The following is a 15,091-nucleotide window of genomic DNA, read 5'->3' on the forward strand; positions in this document are numbered from 1 at the left end:
CGCTTTTGGCGGCCCTCGGCGCGTGCTGCATGCGGCTCGCGGCTTAGACGATCGTGAGCGTCACGTCGATGTTGCCGCGCGTGGCGTTCGAGTACGGGCACACGATATGGGCCTTGTCGACGAGCGCCTGGGCAGCCGCGCGATCCATGCCGGGCAGCGAAATCTTCAGTTCGACTTCAATGCCGAAGCCATTCGGAATCTGGCCGATACCGACATTGCCGGTGATCGAGACATCGGCAGGCAGGGCAATCTTGTCGCGCGCCGACACGAACTTCATCGCGCCGATGAAGCATGCGCTGTAGCCCGCGGCGAACAGCTGCTCGGGGTTCGTGCCGTCGCCGCCCGCGCCGCCGAGTTCGCGCGGCGTGGTGAGCTTGAGGTCCAGGTTGCTGGCGGGAATGACGGCACGGCCGTCGCGGCCGCCGGTGACGTTGGCTTCGGCGCGGTAGAGGACTTTTTCGATCGACATGACAGGCTCCTTTGAGCAAAGACGGTTCGTTGAAGGTACGGCGGAGTACGGCATTCAATTTAGTGGTGCAAGGCGACAGCCATGTGCACCAGGGTCCAGCAGAAGAGCAGCGCTTGCGAATTTCCGGTCGTCAATTTCTGCATTCTATCTATTACCAGATAGATTTCCGGCCGTCGAAACACGTTCATGATGCTCCTCTTTCTAGCTATCTATCAGAAGATAGAATTCGCGACCCAATAAAAGGGCGATGAGCCGCCCCGTATGACAGGCCAGAGTACGTTACTGAGCCACGCGCCACATGGCTTCGACATCTTCGAGGCGCGACTTCGTGTGGAACAGCCGGCTCGCCAGGACGCTGCCCTGCAAGGCCGCGAACAGCGTACGGGCCGAGCTTTCCGGCTTGCCCCGCACGACCAGCGTGCCTTCTTTCGCGCCTTGAGCCAGCACCTCGGCCAGCCAGCTTTCGTTGGCGCGGAAGAACGTCTGCACGGCGTGACGCACGGTTTCCGGCAGCGACTCGATGTCGGCGGCGAGCATGCCGCACAGACAGATCTGGTTGCCGTCGCCCAGCGTCTTGCCGAACAGCCGCGTGTACGTAGCGAGCTTTTCGCGCGCCGGCAGCGCCGCGTCGATCGACTGCAATCCCGCCATGACTTCGCCGCTGTACTGGCTCACCGCTTCGAGCACCAGGTCGTCTTTCGACGGGAAGTAATAGTGGATGCTCGACGTTTTCACCCCCACCAGTTCTGACAGGTCGCGGTAGCTGAACCCGTTGTAGCCGCGCAGCATCATGAGGGTGATGGCGTGGTCGAGAACCTGCTCCCGCACTGTCAGCTTCGTGTTCATGGGCTCCAATTTATCTACTGGAAGATAGATTGTCAAGCGCCTCACGAAATAAATTCCGGAGCGCGGGGCGCGACCTGCTGGCCGCGTCCGGCGGGGCGACGTCAGATCCCGCGATGCCCGGCGCTGAAAATCAGGCGCAGGCCCAGCGCCCCGATCGCGCCGGCCGCAATGCGGTCGATCCAGCTCTTGGCGCGCAGATAGAGATCGCGCGGACGTTGGCTCGAAAAGCACAGCGCGACGACCGTGTACCAGCCGGTTTCGATCGCGAAGACGAGCGGCGGCAGCGCGAAGTAGCACCACAGCGGCGGGTTATGCGGCAGCAGCGCCACGAAGATGCCGCCGTAGGCAATGGCCGTTTTCGGGTTGCTCAACTGGGTGGTGAGGCCGCTCCAGTACGACTTGCCGGGGCGCTCGTCCGGTGTGGCCGTCCTGCTCACGGTGACGGGCGAGCCCGCGCCGCGCCAGATGCGCGAAGCGATGTAGAGCAGATAGGCGCCGCCAGCGATCTTGAGCGCGGCGTACAGCCAGGCCACGGTGGCGAGCAGGGTGTAGAGCCCGGCGAGCGCGATGCCCGCGAAGCAGATCGCACCCGTGCCCATGCCTAGCGCGGTGGCGACGCCGTCGCGGCGCGAGAGACCGATCGAGTTGCGCGCGACGAGCACGAAGCTCGGGCCGGGACTCATGGCCCCGAGTAGAACAGCGAGGAGAATGCTGGCAACGGCTGCGAGGGGTGACATGCTGGCGGCTCCATGCGGGAGGGAATCCCGCACCCTAACATGGGCGCGGAGGCGCCACGTGGATTCCCCACTGGCGCCGCGTGATCGTGCCCGCCGCCTGAATAGTGCTTAGTTATCTTGAGCGATTGGGCTTGTCGCGCTCGCGATTCCAGTGGCGCAACAGCACGCGCGTCTGTTCCGCGATGCTCACCTTCAGAAAGTCGGCCTTTGCCCTGTCGATGTCGTCCCAGCCGAGCATCGTGAGCGTGGAGCGGCGCGCGATGAAGAACAGCAGAAACTGCCCATACAGGCTGAACATGCGCACCACGGTGAGCGGATCGTCGGCCGGCATGCCGGTAATGCGTTCGAGCAGTTCCACGTTGATGGTGTTCAGCGGCGAGCGCACGCGCTCACGCAGGATTTCCGAGCCGATCTCCGGTTCGCCGCCGCCCTGTTCGCGCGCGAAGAAGAGACGCTGGTCCGGCCCGTGCTGCTTGACGAAGGAACGGTCGGCCACGGCCGACTGGATGTCGATGAAGGCGTCGATCAGCGCTTCGATGTCCGCGTTGCGCTCGAGCGCTTCGCGTGCACGCAGCACGGCCGGCGCGAACGATTGCCACGACTCGTCGGCGATCGACTCCGCGCAGGCGCGGTAGAGGCCTTCCTTGTTTTCGAAGTAATACTGCAGCGCCGGTGCATTCACGCCCGCGCTCGCGGCGATGTCGCGTGTGGACGCGCCGTCGAAGCCGTGCTGCCCGAACAGGCTGATGGCCGCCTCGATGATCTTGCGACGTGTCTCGTCGCCACGCGCATAGCCTCCTTCGGGCGAACGTCGCAGTTTCTTACCTTCGCTCATGCATTTCCTTTCGTATCCCTGCGAAATATAACACTTGACACAATTTTTCCAAGTGGAATAATTTTGCCGACTGGAATAAATTGAGAATCAACAACATGTCTACGACTGCAGGCGCGCCCGGACGCGACGTGCCGGACGCCGCCGCTGCACCTGCGCGCAGCGGCGCGAAACGAACCCTTCTGATCCTGCTGGGACTGGCGGCGCTCGTCGCCGCGGCGGTGTGGCTGGGCCACTGGTGGGTCGTCGGGCGCTTCATCGAATCCACTGACGACGCCTATCTGCAGGCCGACAGCGTGACGGTCGCGCCGAAGGTGAGCGGCTATGTGACGGACGTCTACGTCGCCGATAACCAGGCCGTGAAGGCGGGCGATCCGCTCGTGAAGCTCGACGCGCGCCAGTATCAGGTGGCGCTCGACCAGGCGCAGGCCACCGTCGACGCGCGCACGGCGGACATCGAGCATGCACAGGCGCAGATCGAGCAGCAGCGCGCGAACGTCGCTCAGGCACAGGCGCAGCAGGAAGTCGCCCAGGTCAGCCTGCGCCACGCGAACGACGAAGTGGCGCGCTATGCGCCGCTCGCGGCCACGGGTGCGGAAACGACCGAACGGCTCGCCGAACTCAAGAGCGAACGCGACAAGGCGCAGGCCACGCTCGCCGCCGACGCAGCCGCCGTCACGTCCGCACGCTCGCAAATCTCGGCGCTGAACGCGCAGCTCTCGCAGGCGCGCGCGCAGCTCGAGGCGGCGCGTGCGAACGCTGCGCAGTCGCAGCTCGACCTCGACAACACTGTGGTGAAGAGCGCGCTGGCGGGCCGCGTGGGCGACCGTAGCGTGCGCGTGGGCCAGTACGTGCAGCCGGGCACGCGCATGCTGACCGTCGTGCCGGTGCAGCGCACCTACCTCACGGCGAACTTCAAGGAAACGCAGATCGGCCGGATGCGCGCGGGCCAGCCCGTGGAGCTGCACGTCGACGCGCTGCCTGGCCACACGCTGCACGGCGTGGTGGACAGCTTCTCGCCGGGTACGGGCGCGCAGTTCGCGCTGTTGCCGCCCGAGAACGCCACCGGCAACTTCACGAAGATCGTGCAGCGCGTGCCGGTGCGCATCCGCCTCGAAACCGGGCCGGAAACGCGCAGCGTGCTGCTGCCGGGCATGTCGGTGACCGTCGATGTCGACACGCGCTCCGCGCGCGAGGACGACCGCCGTATCGACCAAGAGAACCACCGTGGCTAATACGGCTCGCGCAGCGGTGCCGCATCCGCATGGCGAGCGCGCGAGCGCGGCGGACTGGATCGCCGTCGCGGCGGGTGCGCTGGGCGCGTTGATGGCCACGCTCGATATTTCCATCACGAACTCGGCGCTGCCGCAGATCCAGGGGCAGATTGGCGCGACCGGCACCGAGGGCACGTGGATCTCCACGGGCTACCTGATGTCCGAGATCGTGATGATTCCGCTCGCCGCGTGGCTCACGCGGGTGTTCGGGCTGCGAAATTTCCTGCTCGCGAACTCGGCGCTCTTCATCGCCTTTTCGATGATGTGCGGCTGGTCGACCACGCTCGGCATGATGATCGCCGGGCGCATCGGCCAGGGCTTCACGGGCGGCGCGATGATCCCGACCGGGCAGACCATCATCCGCACGCGCCTGCCGCTCTCGCAGCTGCCCGTGGGCATGACGGTGTTCGGCCTGATCGTGCTGCTCGGCCCGCTGCTCGGGCCCGTGGTGGGCGGCTGGCTCGCGGAGAACATCAGCTGGAGCTGGTGCTTCTTCATCAATTTGCCGGTGTGTCTCGCGCTCATCACGCTGCTTATCGTCGGCCTCGAACCCGACCGGCCGCACTGGGAAGCCTTTCTCAAGGCGGACTGGCTCGGCATTACCGGGCTGGCGGTGGGCCTGAGTTCGCTGACCGTCGTGCTCGAAGAGGGCCAGCGCGAACGCTGGTTCGAGTCGAACTTCATCGTCACGCTCACGTGGGTCTCGCTCGCGGGCATGGTGCTCATCGCGCTTTCGCAGTTCACCGCGAAAAAGCCGATTCTGCGCCTGTCGCTCATGCGCAATCCGCGCTACGCGAGCGTCATCATCATCGTGTTCGCGGTGGGCGCCGGGCTTTACGGCATTTCGTACCTGCTGCCGCAGTTTCTGAGCCTCGTTGCCGGCTACAACGCGCAGCAGTCCGGCGCGATCATGCTGCTTTCGGGGCTGCCCGCGTTCCTCGTGATGCCGATTCTGCCGCGCCTGCTGGGCAAGGTGGACTTTCGCATCCTGGTGGTGTCCGGGCTGCTGCTCTTCACGCTGAGCTGCATGCTCGACATTTCGCTCACGGCGCAGAGCGTCGGTCACGATTTCGTCTGGTCGCAGCTCGTGCGCGGCGTGGCGCAAATGCTCGCGATGATGCCGCTTAACCAGGCCTCGATGGCGGCGGTGTCGCGCGAAGATTCCGGCGACGCGGCCGGGCTCTACAACATGGCGCGCAATCTGGGCGGCTCGGTGGGGCTTGCGATCATCGGCACGCTCATCGACCGGCGCGAGGCGTTCCATACGGCCGTGCTGCGCGAATCGCTCAGCGCCAACTCGGTCATCGGCCAGGAGCGTGTGGCCGGGAGCGCGGCCAGCTGGTTCACGCAGACGGGCGACATGGCGCACTCGCAACTGCAGGCGCTCGGCCAGATCGCGGCGCAAATCGCGCAGCAATCGATGGTCATCACGTACTCCGAAACATTCTGGGTGCTCGGCATCGCCCTGACGGCGTGCGTGCCGCTCGCGCTCCTGCTCAAGAAGCCGCAGCCTGGCGCTCAAGCGCCGTCTGGCGGCCACTGAAGATTATCACTGACTCATGACGGCAACCCGTTACTCCCGACTCTCCTACGCCGCGCTGAGCGCGTGCGCCGCTGCCTGCGCGCTGGCCGCCTGCACTGTCGGCCCCGACTATCACGGCGCACCGGCCGTCGCGCCCGAAGCGGCGAACGCCACTTCGTTCCTGCGCACGCCCGCGCAAGGCGTGACGCCCGCGCGCGCACCGAGCCAATGGTGGCTTGCGCTGAACGACCCGCAACTGAACACGCTGATCGACGCGGCGCTCGCCCACAATCCCGATGTGCGCGCGGCGCAGGCGCGTTTGCGCGCCTCGCGCGCGCAACTGCAGCAGCAACGCGCCGCCGAGCTGCCGAAGGTCGGCGCGAGCGCGGCGGCGATCCGCATGCGCCAGCCGAACCTGAGTGCCTTGACATCGTCGAGCAGCAGCTCGGGGCAGGGCGGCTCTTCGGGCGGCGGCCCGATCACGTTCTACACGGCGGGCTTCGATGCCTCGTGGGAAATCGACCTGTTCGGCGGCACGCGCCGCGCCGTGGAAGCGGCAAGCGACGAGGCCGATGCCGTGGACGCCGATCTTGCGGACACCCAGGTTTCGCTCGCGGCCGAAGTCGCGCAGGCCTATATCGACCTGCGCGACGAGCAGCAGCGCCTCGCCATCGCGCAGCACACGGCGCAGCTGCAGCAGGAGATGCTCACGCTCACCGAGCAGCGCCGCGCGGGCGGCACCGCGGCCGAGGTGGACGTGGAGCGGCTCACCACCCAGGTGGAAAACACGCGCTCCACGATCACGCCGCTCGCGGCGCAAGTCGAAATATCGCTGGATCAACTGGCGGTGCTCACCGGCAAGGCGCCTGGCGCGCTCGATATGGAACTGGCACAGGCGCAGCCGCTGCCCACGATGCCGGCCAGCGTGCCCGTGAGCGATCCCACCACGATGCTCGCGCAGCGCCCCGATATTCGCGCGGCGGAGCGGCGTCTCGCCTCGAGCAACGCGCAGATCGGCGAGCACGTGGCGGACTTTCTGCCCAAGCTCACGCTGTTCGGCGACCTCGGCTTTACGGCCGCGGAGCCGGGGCACCTGTTCCGCAAGAGCAATTTCAGCTGGGTAGGGGCGCCGTATCTGCAATGGAACGTGTTCGACTTCGGGCGCACGCTGGGCGCGGTGCACGGCGCGCAAGCGTCGCGTGACGAAGCCGAAGCGCATTACGAAAAGGCCGTGCTCGCGGCATTGCAGGACGCCAACGCGTCGCTGTCGCGCTATGGCTATCAGCGCGAGCATCTGGTGACCTTGCAGAAGGTGCAGGTTTCCGCCGAGCGTTCGGCGACGCTCATGCGCCAGCGCTACCGCGCGGGGGCGTCGAGCCTCGTCGATCTGCTCGACACGCAGCGCACGGAATTCGCCGCGCAGCAGAACGTGGTGTCGGGCCAGGCCGATTTGCTCAAGGACTTCGTGTCGCTGCAGAAGAGCCTCGGTCTCGGCTGGCGGACCACTGCGGCAGCCACGGCGGCGACCGCCGCCACGCCGGGCTAGCCGGGTTCGGCGGGCGCATGCTCGTGCGCGGCCGGCTCGCGATAGCCGAGCCGCGCCGAGATCGCTGCGCCCGCGCGCTTGAGCAGGGCGACGTAGTGCGCTTTCGTGTCCGCGCCGCAGCGCATGGTCGGAAACGAGATCGAGAGGCCGGCGATCACATGCCCGAAGCGGTCGAACACCGGCACCGCCAGGCACTGCAAACCATCTTCCTGCTCTTCGTTGTCTTCGCCGTAGCCTTGCTCGCGCACGTGCGGAAGAATGCTCAGCACCGCGTCGGCGGAAGTGAGCGTTTTCTGCGTCGACTTCCTGAATTCCACATGCGAAAGCGTTTCCTGCGCGTCGGCGGGCGGCATGAACGCGAGCAGTACTTTGCCGATTGCCGTGCTATGCAGCGGATTGCGCCGCCCGATGCGCGACTGCATGCGCAGGCCGTAATCGCAGTCGATCTTGTGGATGTAGATGATCGCGTCTTCGTCGAACGCGCCGAGATGAACCGCTTCACGCGTGGCTTGCGCAATGCGCCGCATCTCGATGTCGGCCTCGCGCACGAGGTCGACGCTTTCGAGCGCCTTCGCGCCGAGTTCGAACAGCCGGATCGTCAGGCGATAGCGGTCGGTTTCGACTTCCTGCGCGACGTAGCCTAGCGCCTTCAGCGTTTGCAGCACGCGGTGCACGGTGGTTTTCGAAAGCGCAAGACGCTGCGAAAGCTCGCTAATGCCGATCGGCCCGTTCTCGCCCAGCGCGCCGAGGATCGCAAACACGCGGCCGATCGACGAAACCGATTCGCCTTTCTCCGTGCCGCCGTCCATTTCGTTCATTGCGTGCTCCTGTGCGCTGCGCTGCCCCTTGCCCGGATTTGCCGTTTTTTCTACGCCTGCTGCCATTGTTGCTGGTCCATGTGACTCCCTGACGGGAGCATACCGCGTCCCGTGCGCGCCGCGTGGGCTAGCGCGCAAGCCAGCCGCCGTCCACGGCGAGCGTATGGCCATGCACGTAATCCGCTGCCGCCGAGGCGAGAAACACCACGGGGCCGGCGAGATCGTCCGGCTCGCCCCAGCGCGCGGCGGGAATGCGGCTGAGGATCTCGCCGTTGCGCTGGGTGTCCTCGCGCAACGCGGCCGTGTTGGCGGTCGCCATATAACCGGGCGCGATCGCGTTGACGTTGATGCCGTGGGCGGCCCATTCGTTGGCGAGCAGTCGGGTGAGGCCCAGCACGCCGCTTTTCGAGGCCGTATAGGAAGCCACGCGAATGCCGCCCTGGAACGACAGCATCGACGCGATATTGATGATCTTGCCGCCGCCGCCCTGCGCGACGAACCGGCGCGCGGCCGCCTGAGCGAGAAAGAACACGCTCTTGAGGTTGACGTCCATGACGGCGTCCCAGTCGTCTTCGCCGAAGGCGAGGGCGTCTTCCCGGCGAATCACGCCGGCGTTGTTCACGAGGATGTCGATCCGTCCACAGGCTTCGACGGCGGCGCGCACGATGTCCTCCACGGGCGCGATCGAGCCGAGGTCGGCGCGCACGTCGACGAAGCGGCGCCCGAGGGCCTCGACACGCGCAGGCGTGTCGCCGGGCTCGCCCCTGCAAACGCCGACGATGTCGCAACCGGCCTGCGCGAGCGCGAGCGCCATGCCCGCGCCGAGGCCCGTGTTGCTGCCGGTGACGATGGCGATCTTGCCGCTGAGATCGAACGGATTGAAGGTGCTGGATGCCATGTATGCGCGGACCTCGTGTCGTCGGTCGATGCCGGTGTGGAGTTCAGCGCAGATCGCGCACGGCGAGATGGTCCATGTCGCCGAATACCTGGTTCTCCCCGACCATGCCCCAGATGAACGTATAGGCGCGCGTGCCGACGCCCGAGTGGATCGACCAGCTCGGCGAAATCACGGCCTGTTCGTTGTGCACGAGGAGGTGCCGCGTTTCGTGCGGTTCGCCCATCATGTGGAAGACGGCGGCGTCGTCGGCGACGTTGAAATAGAAGTACACCTCCATGCGCCGCTCGTGCGTGTGGCACGGCATGGTGTTCCAGAGGCTGCCGGGTTCGAGCTTGGTCATCCCCATCGAAAGCTGGCAGGTGGGCAGCACCTCCGGCACGATGAACTTGTAGATCGTGCGCCGGTTGCTCGTGGCAGCCTCGCCGAGCGCTTGCGGCGATGCTTCGGATAGCGAAATGGTGCGCGTGGGATACGCCGTATGCGCGGGTGCGCAGTTGAGGTAGAACTTCGCGGGCCGCACCGCATCGTCGCTGCCGAATGCGACGGCCTGCGTGCCCTTGCCGATATAGATCGCTTCCTCGTTGCGCACGGCGTGGCGCACGCCGTCCACGTCGACCCAGCCGTCGCCGCCGATATTGATCGCGCCCAGTTCGCGCCGCTCCAGCAGATAGCTCACGCCGATCGACTTGCCGAGCGCGGCGCTCACCTCGACCGCGCGCGTGGCGGGCATCGCGCCGCCCGCGATGATGCGGTCCACGTGGCTGTAGGTGAGCGTCAGCGCATCGGACTCGAACACGCGTTCGATGAGGAACTCGCGGCGCAGTCCCGCCGTGTCGAGCGTCTTCGCGTATTCGCTGTTGAGGCTTTGTCTGACTTCCATGCCATGTCTCCGTCGGATGGGCGGTGCCCCGTCTCTCGTGGACTATAGAGCAGATTCGCATTTTCGGAACATCGGTCCGGAAATGTTGCGACGCCATAGTGCGTTTGGCAAGCGCTCTGCCCACATAGTGAGGCGTTAGCGGGTAAACGTGGACGATTTTCCACGTAAAAATCGGAACGGCGTTCCTTTCACGCTGCTATCCTGTTTCCGGAAAGGGAGCACCGCGAGAAAAAAGCCGGACGCGCCGACGTGCCGATCCGGCAACCGGATACAAAGTCCACGGAGGAGGCATGAAGCTCAAGAAGGCCATAGACCGCATACCAGGCGGCCTGATGCTGGTGCCGCTGCTGCTCGGCGCCTGTGTTCATACGTTCGCGCCGGGCGCGGGCAAATACTTTGGTTCGTTCACCAATGGATTGATCACCGGCACCGTCCCGATTCTCGCGGTCTGGTTCTTCTGCATGGGCGCGACGATCGACCTGCGCGCGACCGGCACCGTGCTGCGCAAGTCCGGCACGCTGCTGGTCACGAAGATGATCGTGGCCTGGGTCGCCACGCTGGTCGCCGCGCATTTCATCCCCGTCGACGGCGTGCAAACCGGGCTCTTCGCCGGGCTCTCGGTGCTCGCCATCACGACCTCGATGGACATGACCAACGGCGGTCTCTACGCGGCCGTGATGCAGCAATACGGCACGAAGGAAGAGGCGGGCGCGTTCGTGCTGATGTCGGTCGAGTCGGGGCCGCTCGTCAGCATGATCATCCTCGGCGCGACCGGCGTGGCCTTTTTCGAGCCGCGGCTTTTCGTGGGCGCCGTGCTACCGTTTCTGATCGGCTTTGCCTTGGGCAATCTCGATAGCGACCTGCGCGAGCTGTTCGGCCGCTGCGTGCATCCGCTCATCCCGTTCTTTGGCTTTGCGCTTGGCAACGGCATCGATCTCAACGTGATCGTCACGAGCGGCATTCCGGGCGTGCTGCTAGGGCTTGGCGTGATCTTCGTGACCGGCATTCCGCTGATTCTTGCCGATCGCCTGATTGCGGGCGGCAACGGTGCGGCGGGGCTCGCGGCTTCGTCCACGGCGGGCGCGGCGGTGGCGAATCCGGCCATCATCGGCGAGATGATTCCGCGTTTCAAGCCGCTCGTTCCAGCGGCAACGGCGATGGTCGCCACCGCCTGCCTTGTGACCGCGATCCTCGTGCCGATGCTCACGGCGCTATGGGTGCGCCGCCGAAGCGCGCGCGAGGCGCTGCTTCAGGAACTCATGGAACCGCCCGTGCCGCCAGTGGCCGGGCGTGATGCGCACGTTTGATTCACAGGCCGGGTTCCTGCGCGCTTTGCACGCGCAGGAACTGCACGTCAACTGCGTGCCTCTCCGCGCGCCATGCTGGCGAGCACGCCGTCGCGGCGAATGAGCGCGTGAAAGAGCGCGGCGCCCAGATGCAGCAGCACGGTCGCATAGAGCGCCATGGCGAGCCATGTATGCGCGGCGCGCAGCCATGCATAGAGCGTCACGTTATGCGGCACGATCGGCGGCAGGTGCACACCGCTGAACATCATGATGGGATAGCCGCCCGCCGATAGCATCGACCAGCCGATCAGCGGCATGGCGATCATCAATGCATAGAGCGCGAGATGCGAGGCGTGCGCGCCGAGGCGCTGCCAGATGGGCAGATCGGCGGGCAAGGGCGGCGCGCCGCGTGCGAGCCGCACGGCCACGCGCAGCAGCACGAGCGCGAGCAGTGCGATACCCAGCGGCCGGTGGAGCGCGAGCAGTGTGTCATGCAGCCGCGAGACGGTCGAGACCATCCCCACGCCGACGAACAGCATCGTGACGATCAGGACTGCCATCGACCAGTGCAGCAGGCGCTGGAGCGCGCTGAAGTGTTGGCCCGGTTGTTTCATGGCTGCGCGCCTCCATGCGTTGGCGCGAGGTTGGCTTCCTCGCGCGTGCGTCGATTGAACGAAACGGCATACGCTGCCGAACGGGCGGCGAGCAAGGGGTCGTCAGAAGGCTTCAGGCCGTTGGGCAGGATGGTCGGATCGTAGTTCACGTCGCGGCACATGCCGTTGGCTTGCGGTTCGGCGCGCTGCAGGACCAGCGTGCCGGCGTCGATCTGCTGGCGGTCCGCGGGCCATGACTGCGTGGCGTCGTTCGTGGGGTCGCCGGGGGCTGCGACCGTGAGCACCAGATGCCAGCGTAGCGGTCCCCCCGCGAAACGCGTGGTGAAGTCGTCGGCGAGGAAGTTCGGGTCGGCTTTTTCTGCCGGCGTTTGCGGTGCATAAGCCACCTCGGGCACCGTCTGCCAGCGCACGGCATGCTGGTTGCCGGCGGCATCGGTCGCGACGAACGCGTTGACGCTATAGAACGCTGTATTCGCGAAACTGGAGGCGGGCGGGTGCGCCTTCAGCCACTGGCGGAACGGCAGCGTTTCCGGGTTAGCCTGGAAGAAGGCGTCGAGCTTCGCGGGGTCGGGCTTGCCCGTTGCCGGGTCCGGTTTCGAGGCGACCAGCTGGCTATAGAACTGCTTCGGGGTACCAACGACGAAGATCGGTACGGAATTCATGCCGGTGCGCCACTGCTCGCCGTCCTGCAACTGGAACAGCAGCGCCATGCTGCGCACGGGCGTGCTTGCATCCGGCGCGGCCGGGTTGCTGCCGGGAATGGCGAAGCGTCCGATCACGGGCGTGCGTCCGGGTGCGAACACGGCCGCACGCGAGACCTGCGCGCCGTTGCCGTTGCTTTCGAACCAGCCTTCCACGCAGAGCCCCTTGGCGTGATTGCGCCGATAGCCCGTATGGATGCCGTAGTTCGACTCGAACGTATTGATGATATGCGGCGCGGTGACGCGCTTCGGCGTGAGCCAACCGGCCGTCCATGCAAATGCCGCGCCAGCGCAACCCACCACCACCGCAATGGCCGCGAGCCGGCATGGCACGCAGATCGGGGCGCGGTTCACGGGCGGGCTCCGCTGCCCGCGTGCTGCAACGCATGCGAAAGCGAAAAGTGTGCGAGTGTATGCATGATGGATCCAGTCGATGGCCCGCGAGGGGCGTTACTGGCGTCAACAACACGTCACTGCGGTTTATTCCATGCCCAAATCGAAATCGTGCAACGATGCTCGGGCGGGCGGGTTTGCAGCGCTGAAAGTGTTAAGCGAAACAGATGCGCGAAGGAGAGAGCGATGCTGACTGGCGGCTGTTTATGCGGCAAGGTCCGCTACCAGATTTCGGCTGCGCCGGTTGGCAGCACGGTATGCCATTGCGCGGATTGCCGGCGCGCAACGGGTGCGCCGTTCGTCGGCTGGCTCAGTGTGCCGTGGAGTGCATTCCAGCTCGTTGCGGGCGCAACGAAAACGCATGTGTCGAGTCCCGGTGTCGAGCGCGCGTTCTGCGCCGATTGCGGCACGCCGCTCACCTACCGGCATGCGGCGTTCGCGGGCGAGATCGACGTCGCGACCGGCACGCTCGATCGTCCCGACGACGCGCCGCCCGAAAATCACAGCTGGACCTCGCAAAAGCTGGCCTGGGTGCATCTCGCGGACGGCTTGCCGCAATATCCGCGTACGCTTCCCGGGCCGTAAGCCAGAGAAGCGCGCGCGTTTTCAGCGTGAAGCGATCAACGATGCTCGGTCACGAACTTCGTGACGAGATAGGCTTCCATCGCTTCACTGCCGCCTTCCGAGCCGTAACCCGAGTCCTTCACGCCGCCGAACGGCGTTTCCGGCAGGGCGAGGCCGTGATGGTTGATCGACAGCATGCCGGTTTCTACGTCGTCGGAAAGTGCGGCCGAGGTCGCGCTCGAACGCGTGTAGGCATACGCGGCGAGACCGTACGGCAGACGGTTCGCTTCGGCGATCGCGTCCTTGTAGCTCGAGAAGCGCGAGATCGGTGCGATCGGGCCGAACGGCTCTTCGTTCATGATGCGCGCGGAAAGCGGCACGTCGGTGAGCACGGTCGGCGCGAAGAAGTAGCCTTCGCGGCCCACGCGCTCGCCGCCCGTCAGCACCTTCGCGCCCTGTTCGCGCGCGTCGGCCACGAGGCGTTCCATGGCGGCGAGGCGGCGGTCGTTCGCGAGCGGGCCCATCTGCACGCCGTCTTCGAGACCATTGCCGACCTTGATCGCGCGCGTCGTCGCGACGAAGTGCTCGACGAACTCGTCGTACGCAGCGTCTTCCACCATGAAGCGCGTGGGCGAGATGCACACCTGGCCCGCGTTGCGGAACTTCGCGCTCGCGAGCAGCTTCGCGGCGCGCGGCACGTCGGCGTCGGCGAACACGATGGCGGGGGCGTGGCCGCCCAGCTCCATCGTGGCGCGTTTCATGTGCTCGCCGGCCTTCGAGGCGAGCAGCTTGCCCACCGGCGTCGAGCCCGTGAACGAGATCTTGCGGATCGCCGGATGCGCGATCAGGTACGACGACACTTCCGCGGGCACGCCGAACACGAGGTTCAGCACGCCGGCGGGCAGGCCCGCGTCGGCGAACACCTTCACGAGTTCGGCGCAGCTGGCCGGCGTTTCTTCCGGTCCCTTGAGCACGACGGTACAGCCCGAGGCGAGTGCGGCCGACACCTTGCGCACGGCCTGGTTGAGCGGGAAGTTCCAGGGCGTGAACGCGGCGACCGGACCCACCGGCTCGCGCGTGACGATCTGGCGAACGGCGTCCGAACGCGACGGGATTACGCGGCCATAGGTGCGGCGGCCCTCTTCGGCGAACCAGTCGATCGTGTCGCCGCCCGCGAGCGTTTCGAGCTTCGCTTCGCCGAACGGCTTGCCCTGTTCGCGCGTCATGATCGCAGCGATGTCGTCCGCGCGATCGCGCAGCAGCTGCGCGGCGCGGCGCATGAGCTTGCTGCGCTCGAGCGGCGAGACCTTGCGCCATTCGCGGAAGGCGCGCTCGGCCGCGGTGGCCGCATCCGAAAGATCCTGCTCGCTGGCGAGGCTCAGGCGGCCGATTTCCGCTTCGGTCGCGGGGTCGATCACGGCAATCGTCTTCGCGCCGGCGCGCCATGCGCCGTCGATGTAGATCTGGGTGTCGGGATAGGGCTTCACGCTGGAACTCATGATGGGACGATCCTTGTCAACGGTTCAACGACAGGCGCCCGCCGCGCGCACGGCAATGCGCGCGGGCGGGCGCCGGAAAATGCGGAGCGCCCATTGTGCCACTGGTTTGCCGAGGCTGCAGGGCATGCCATCGCGAAGGTGTCGTTGGCCCCTTTTACCCACACTTTGAGACGGAGCGGATCCGCTGCGCGAAAGCAAAAAAAACGGCGCCC

The 15,091-nt window shown here is 66.1% G+C and carries 15 protein-coding genes; 5 read left to right on the forward strand and 10 right to left on the reverse strand.

Translation table 11 applies throughout. From position 1 onward, the window contains the following. Positions 1 to 43: 43 nt before the first annotated feature. From AB4Y40_RS14450 to AB4Y40_RS14465, 4 genes are all read right to left on the reverse strand, one after another. Positions 44 to 469 (reverse strand): organic hydroperoxide resistance protein, encoded by a 426-nt coding sequence (locus AB4Y40_RS14450; protein ID WP_069266029.1) that lies wholly within the window; start codon positions 467 to 469, stop codon positions 44 to 46. 279 nt (positions 470 to 748) lie between these two features. After that, positions 749 to 1,315 carry a TetR/AcrR family transcriptional regulator gene (locus AB4Y40_RS14455; RefSeq protein WP_368688266.1) on the reverse strand — a complete coding sequence of 189 codons (567 nt, stop codon included), beginning with the start codon at positions 1,313 to 1,315 and terminating at the stop codon, positions 749 to 751. 101 nt (positions 1,316 to 1,416) lie between these two features. Next, positions 1,417 to 2,052 carry a LysE family translocator gene (locus AB4Y40_RS14460; protein ID WP_254356757.1) on the reverse strand — a complete coding sequence of 212 codons (636 nt, stop codon included), beginning with the start codon at positions 2,050 to 2,052 and terminating at the stop codon, positions 1,417 to 1,419. A gap of 112 nt (positions 2,053 to 2,164) precedes the next feature. Beyond that, complete coding sequence (locus AB4Y40_RS14465) at positions 2,165 to 2,887, reverse strand: CerR family C-terminal domain-containing protein (protein WP_368688267.1); 723 nt, start codon at positions 2,885 to 2,887, stop codon at positions 2,165 to 2,167. A 95-nt stretch (positions 2,888 to 2,982) separates the two neighbouring features. On the opposite strand from AB4Y40_RS14465, the gene AB4Y40_RS14470 reads away from it, so the two are divergent. Genes AB4Y40_RS14470 through AB4Y40_RS14480 form a run of 3 tightly spaced genes read left to right on the forward strand, consistent with a single transcriptional unit; the run spans position 2,983 to position 7,226 of the window. Beyond that, positions 2,983 to 4,119, forward strand: a complete 1,137-nt coding sequence (locus AB4Y40_RS14470) for an HlyD family secretion protein (RefSeq protein ID WP_368688268.1) — start codon at positions 2,983 to 2,985, stop codon at positions 4,117 to 4,119. Beyond that, a complete protein-coding gene (locus AB4Y40_RS14475) occupies positions 4,112 to 5,701 on the forward strand; it encodes an MDR family MFS transporter (protein WP_368688269.1) in 1,590 nt (529 codons plus the stop codon). Before AB4Y40_RS14470 ends, AB4Y40_RS14475 begins: the two co-directional genes overlap by 8 nt. Positions 5,702 to 5,717: 16 nt before the next feature. Further along, entirely contained in the window at positions 5,718 to 7,226 is a 1,509-nt protein-coding gene (locus AB4Y40_RS14480) for an efflux transporter outer membrane subunit (RefSeq protein WP_368688270.1), read from the forward strand. Here AB4Y40_RS14480 and kdgR read toward each other — a convergent pair. The 3 genes from kdgR to kduI form a co-directional block, all read right to left on the reverse strand. Then, positions 7,223 to 8,044 carry a DNA-binding transcriptional regulator KdgR gene (gene kdgR / locus AB4Y40_RS14485; RefSeq protein WP_368688271.1) on the reverse strand — a complete coding sequence of 274 codons (822 nt, stop codon included), beginning with the start codon at positions 8,042 to 8,044 and terminating at the stop codon, positions 7,223 to 7,225. The genes AB4Y40_RS14480 and kdgR overlap by 4 nt on opposite strands. A gap of 127 nt (positions 8,045 to 8,171) precedes the next feature. Then, positions 8,172 to 8,942: a 2-dehydro-3-deoxy-D-gluconate 5-dehydrogenase KduD gene (kduD, locus tag AB4Y40_RS14490; protein ID WP_368688272.1), complete on the reverse strand. Its 771-nt coding sequence runs from the start codon at positions 8,940 to 8,942 to the stop codon at positions 8,172 to 8,174. A gap of 43 nt (positions 8,943 to 8,985) precedes the next feature. Continuing rightward, positions 8,986 to 9,822 (reverse strand): 5-dehydro-4-deoxy-D-glucuronate isomerase, encoded by an 837-nt coding sequence (gene kduI / locus AB4Y40_RS14495; RefSeq protein WP_368688273.1) that lies wholly within the window; start codon positions 9,820 to 9,822, stop codon positions 8,986 to 8,988. Between the two features lie 290 nt (positions 9,823 to 10,112). Between kduI and kdgT the strand changes: the two genes are divergently transcribed. Next, positions 10,113 to 11,129: a 2-keto-3-deoxygluconate transporter gene (gene kdgT, locus AB4Y40_RS14500; RefSeq protein WP_368688274.1), complete on the forward strand. Its 1,017-nt coding sequence runs from the start codon at positions 10,113 to 10,115 to the stop codon at positions 11,127 to 11,129. A 47-nt stretch (positions 11,130 to 11,176) separates the two neighbouring features. Here kdgT and AB4Y40_RS14505 read toward each other — a convergent pair whose 3' ends face one another. Next, positions 11,177 to 11,722: a cytochrome b gene (locus tag AB4Y40_RS14505; protein ID WP_368688275.1), complete on the reverse strand. Its 546-nt coding sequence runs from the start codon at positions 11,720 to 11,722 to the stop codon at positions 11,177 to 11,179. Continuing rightward, complete coding sequence (locus tag AB4Y40_RS14510; protein WP_368688276.1) at positions 11,719 to 12,777, reverse strand: catalase family peroxidase; 1,059 nt, start codon at positions 12,775 to 12,777, stop codon at positions 11,719 to 11,721. Before AB4Y40_RS14510 ends, AB4Y40_RS14505 begins: the two co-directional genes overlap by 4 nt. Before the next feature lie 225 nt (positions 12,778 to 13,002). Between AB4Y40_RS14510 and AB4Y40_RS14515 the strand changes: the two genes are divergently transcribed. Further along, the gene (locus AB4Y40_RS14515; RefSeq protein WP_368688277.1) at positions 13,003 to 13,401 is read left to right on the forward strand and encodes a GFA family protein; all 399 of its coding nucleotides are present in this window, start codon (positions 13,003 to 13,005) and stop codon (positions 13,399 to 13,401) included. Between the two features lie 35 nt (positions 13,402 to 13,436). Here AB4Y40_RS14515 and AB4Y40_RS14520 read toward each other — a convergent pair whose 3' ends face one another. After that, positions 13,437 to 14,879 (reverse strand): NAD-dependent succinate-semialdehyde dehydrogenase, encoded by a 1,443-nt coding sequence (locus tag AB4Y40_RS14520; RefSeq protein WP_368688278.1) that lies wholly within the window; start codon positions 14,877 to 14,879, stop codon positions 13,437 to 13,439. Positions 14,880 to 15,091: the final 212 nt, after the last annotated feature.

This window comes from Paraburkholderia sp. EG287B (genome assembly GCF_040965595.1).
GTDB lineage: Bacteria > Pseudomonadota > Gammaproteobacteria > Burkholderiales > Burkholderiaceae > Paraburkholderia.

What these genes read in the sequence shown, in the direction of transcription:
- AB4Y40_RS14450 (WP_069266029.1), bottom strand. Translation starts at nt 469, where the DNA reads ATGTCGATCGAAAAAGTCCTCTACCGCGCCGAAGCCAACGTCACCGGC.
- AB4Y40_RS14455 (WP_368688266.1), bottom strand. Translation starts at nt 1,315, where the DNA reads ATGAACACGAAGCTGACAGTGCGGGAGCAGGTTCTCGACCACGCCATC.
- AB4Y40_RS14460 (WP_254356757.1), bottom strand. Translation starts at nt 2,052, where the DNA reads ATGTCACCCCTCGCAGCCGTTGCCAGCATTCTCCTCGCTGTTCTACTC.
- AB4Y40_RS14465 (WP_368688267.1), bottom strand. Translation starts at nt 2,887, where the DNA reads ATGAGCGAAGGTAAGAAACTGCGACGTTCGCCCGAAGGAGGCTATGCG.
- AB4Y40_RS14470 (WP_368688268.1), top strand. Translation starts at nt 2,983, where the DNA reads ATGTCTACGACTGCAGGCGCGCCCGGACGCGACGTGCCGGACGCCGCC.
- AB4Y40_RS14480 (WP_368688270.1), top strand. Translation starts at nt 5,718, where the DNA reads ATGACGGCAACCCGTTACTCCCGACTCTCCTACGCCGCGCTGAGCGCG.
- kdgR (WP_368688271.1), bottom strand. Translation starts at nt 8,044, where the DNA reads ATGAACGAAATGGACGGCGGCACGGAGAAAGGCGAATCGGTTTCGTCG.
- kduD (WP_368688272.1), bottom strand. Translation starts at nt 8,942, where the DNA reads ATGGCATCCAGCACCTTCAATCCGTTCGATCTCAGCGGCAAGATCGCC.
- kduI (WP_368688273.1), bottom strand. Translation starts at nt 9,822, where the DNA reads ATGGAAGTCAGACAAAGCCTCAACAGCGAATACGCGAAGACGCTCGAC.
- kdgT (WP_368688274.1), top strand. Translation starts at nt 10,113, where the DNA reads ATGAAGCTCAAGAAGGCCATAGACCGCATACCAGGCGGCCTGATGCTG.
- AB4Y40_RS14505 (WP_368688275.1), bottom strand. Translation starts at nt 11,722, where the DNA reads ATGAAACAACCGGGCCAACACTTCAGCGCGCTCCAGCGCCTGCTGCAC.
- AB4Y40_RS14515 (WP_368688277.1), top strand. Translation starts at nt 13,003, where the DNA reads ATGCTGACTGGCGGCTGTTTATGCGGCAAGGTCCGCTACCAGATTTCG.
- AB4Y40_RS14520 (WP_368688278.1), bottom strand. Translation starts at nt 14,879, where the DNA reads ATGAGTTCCAGCGTGAAGCCCTATCCCGACACCCAGATCTACATCGAC.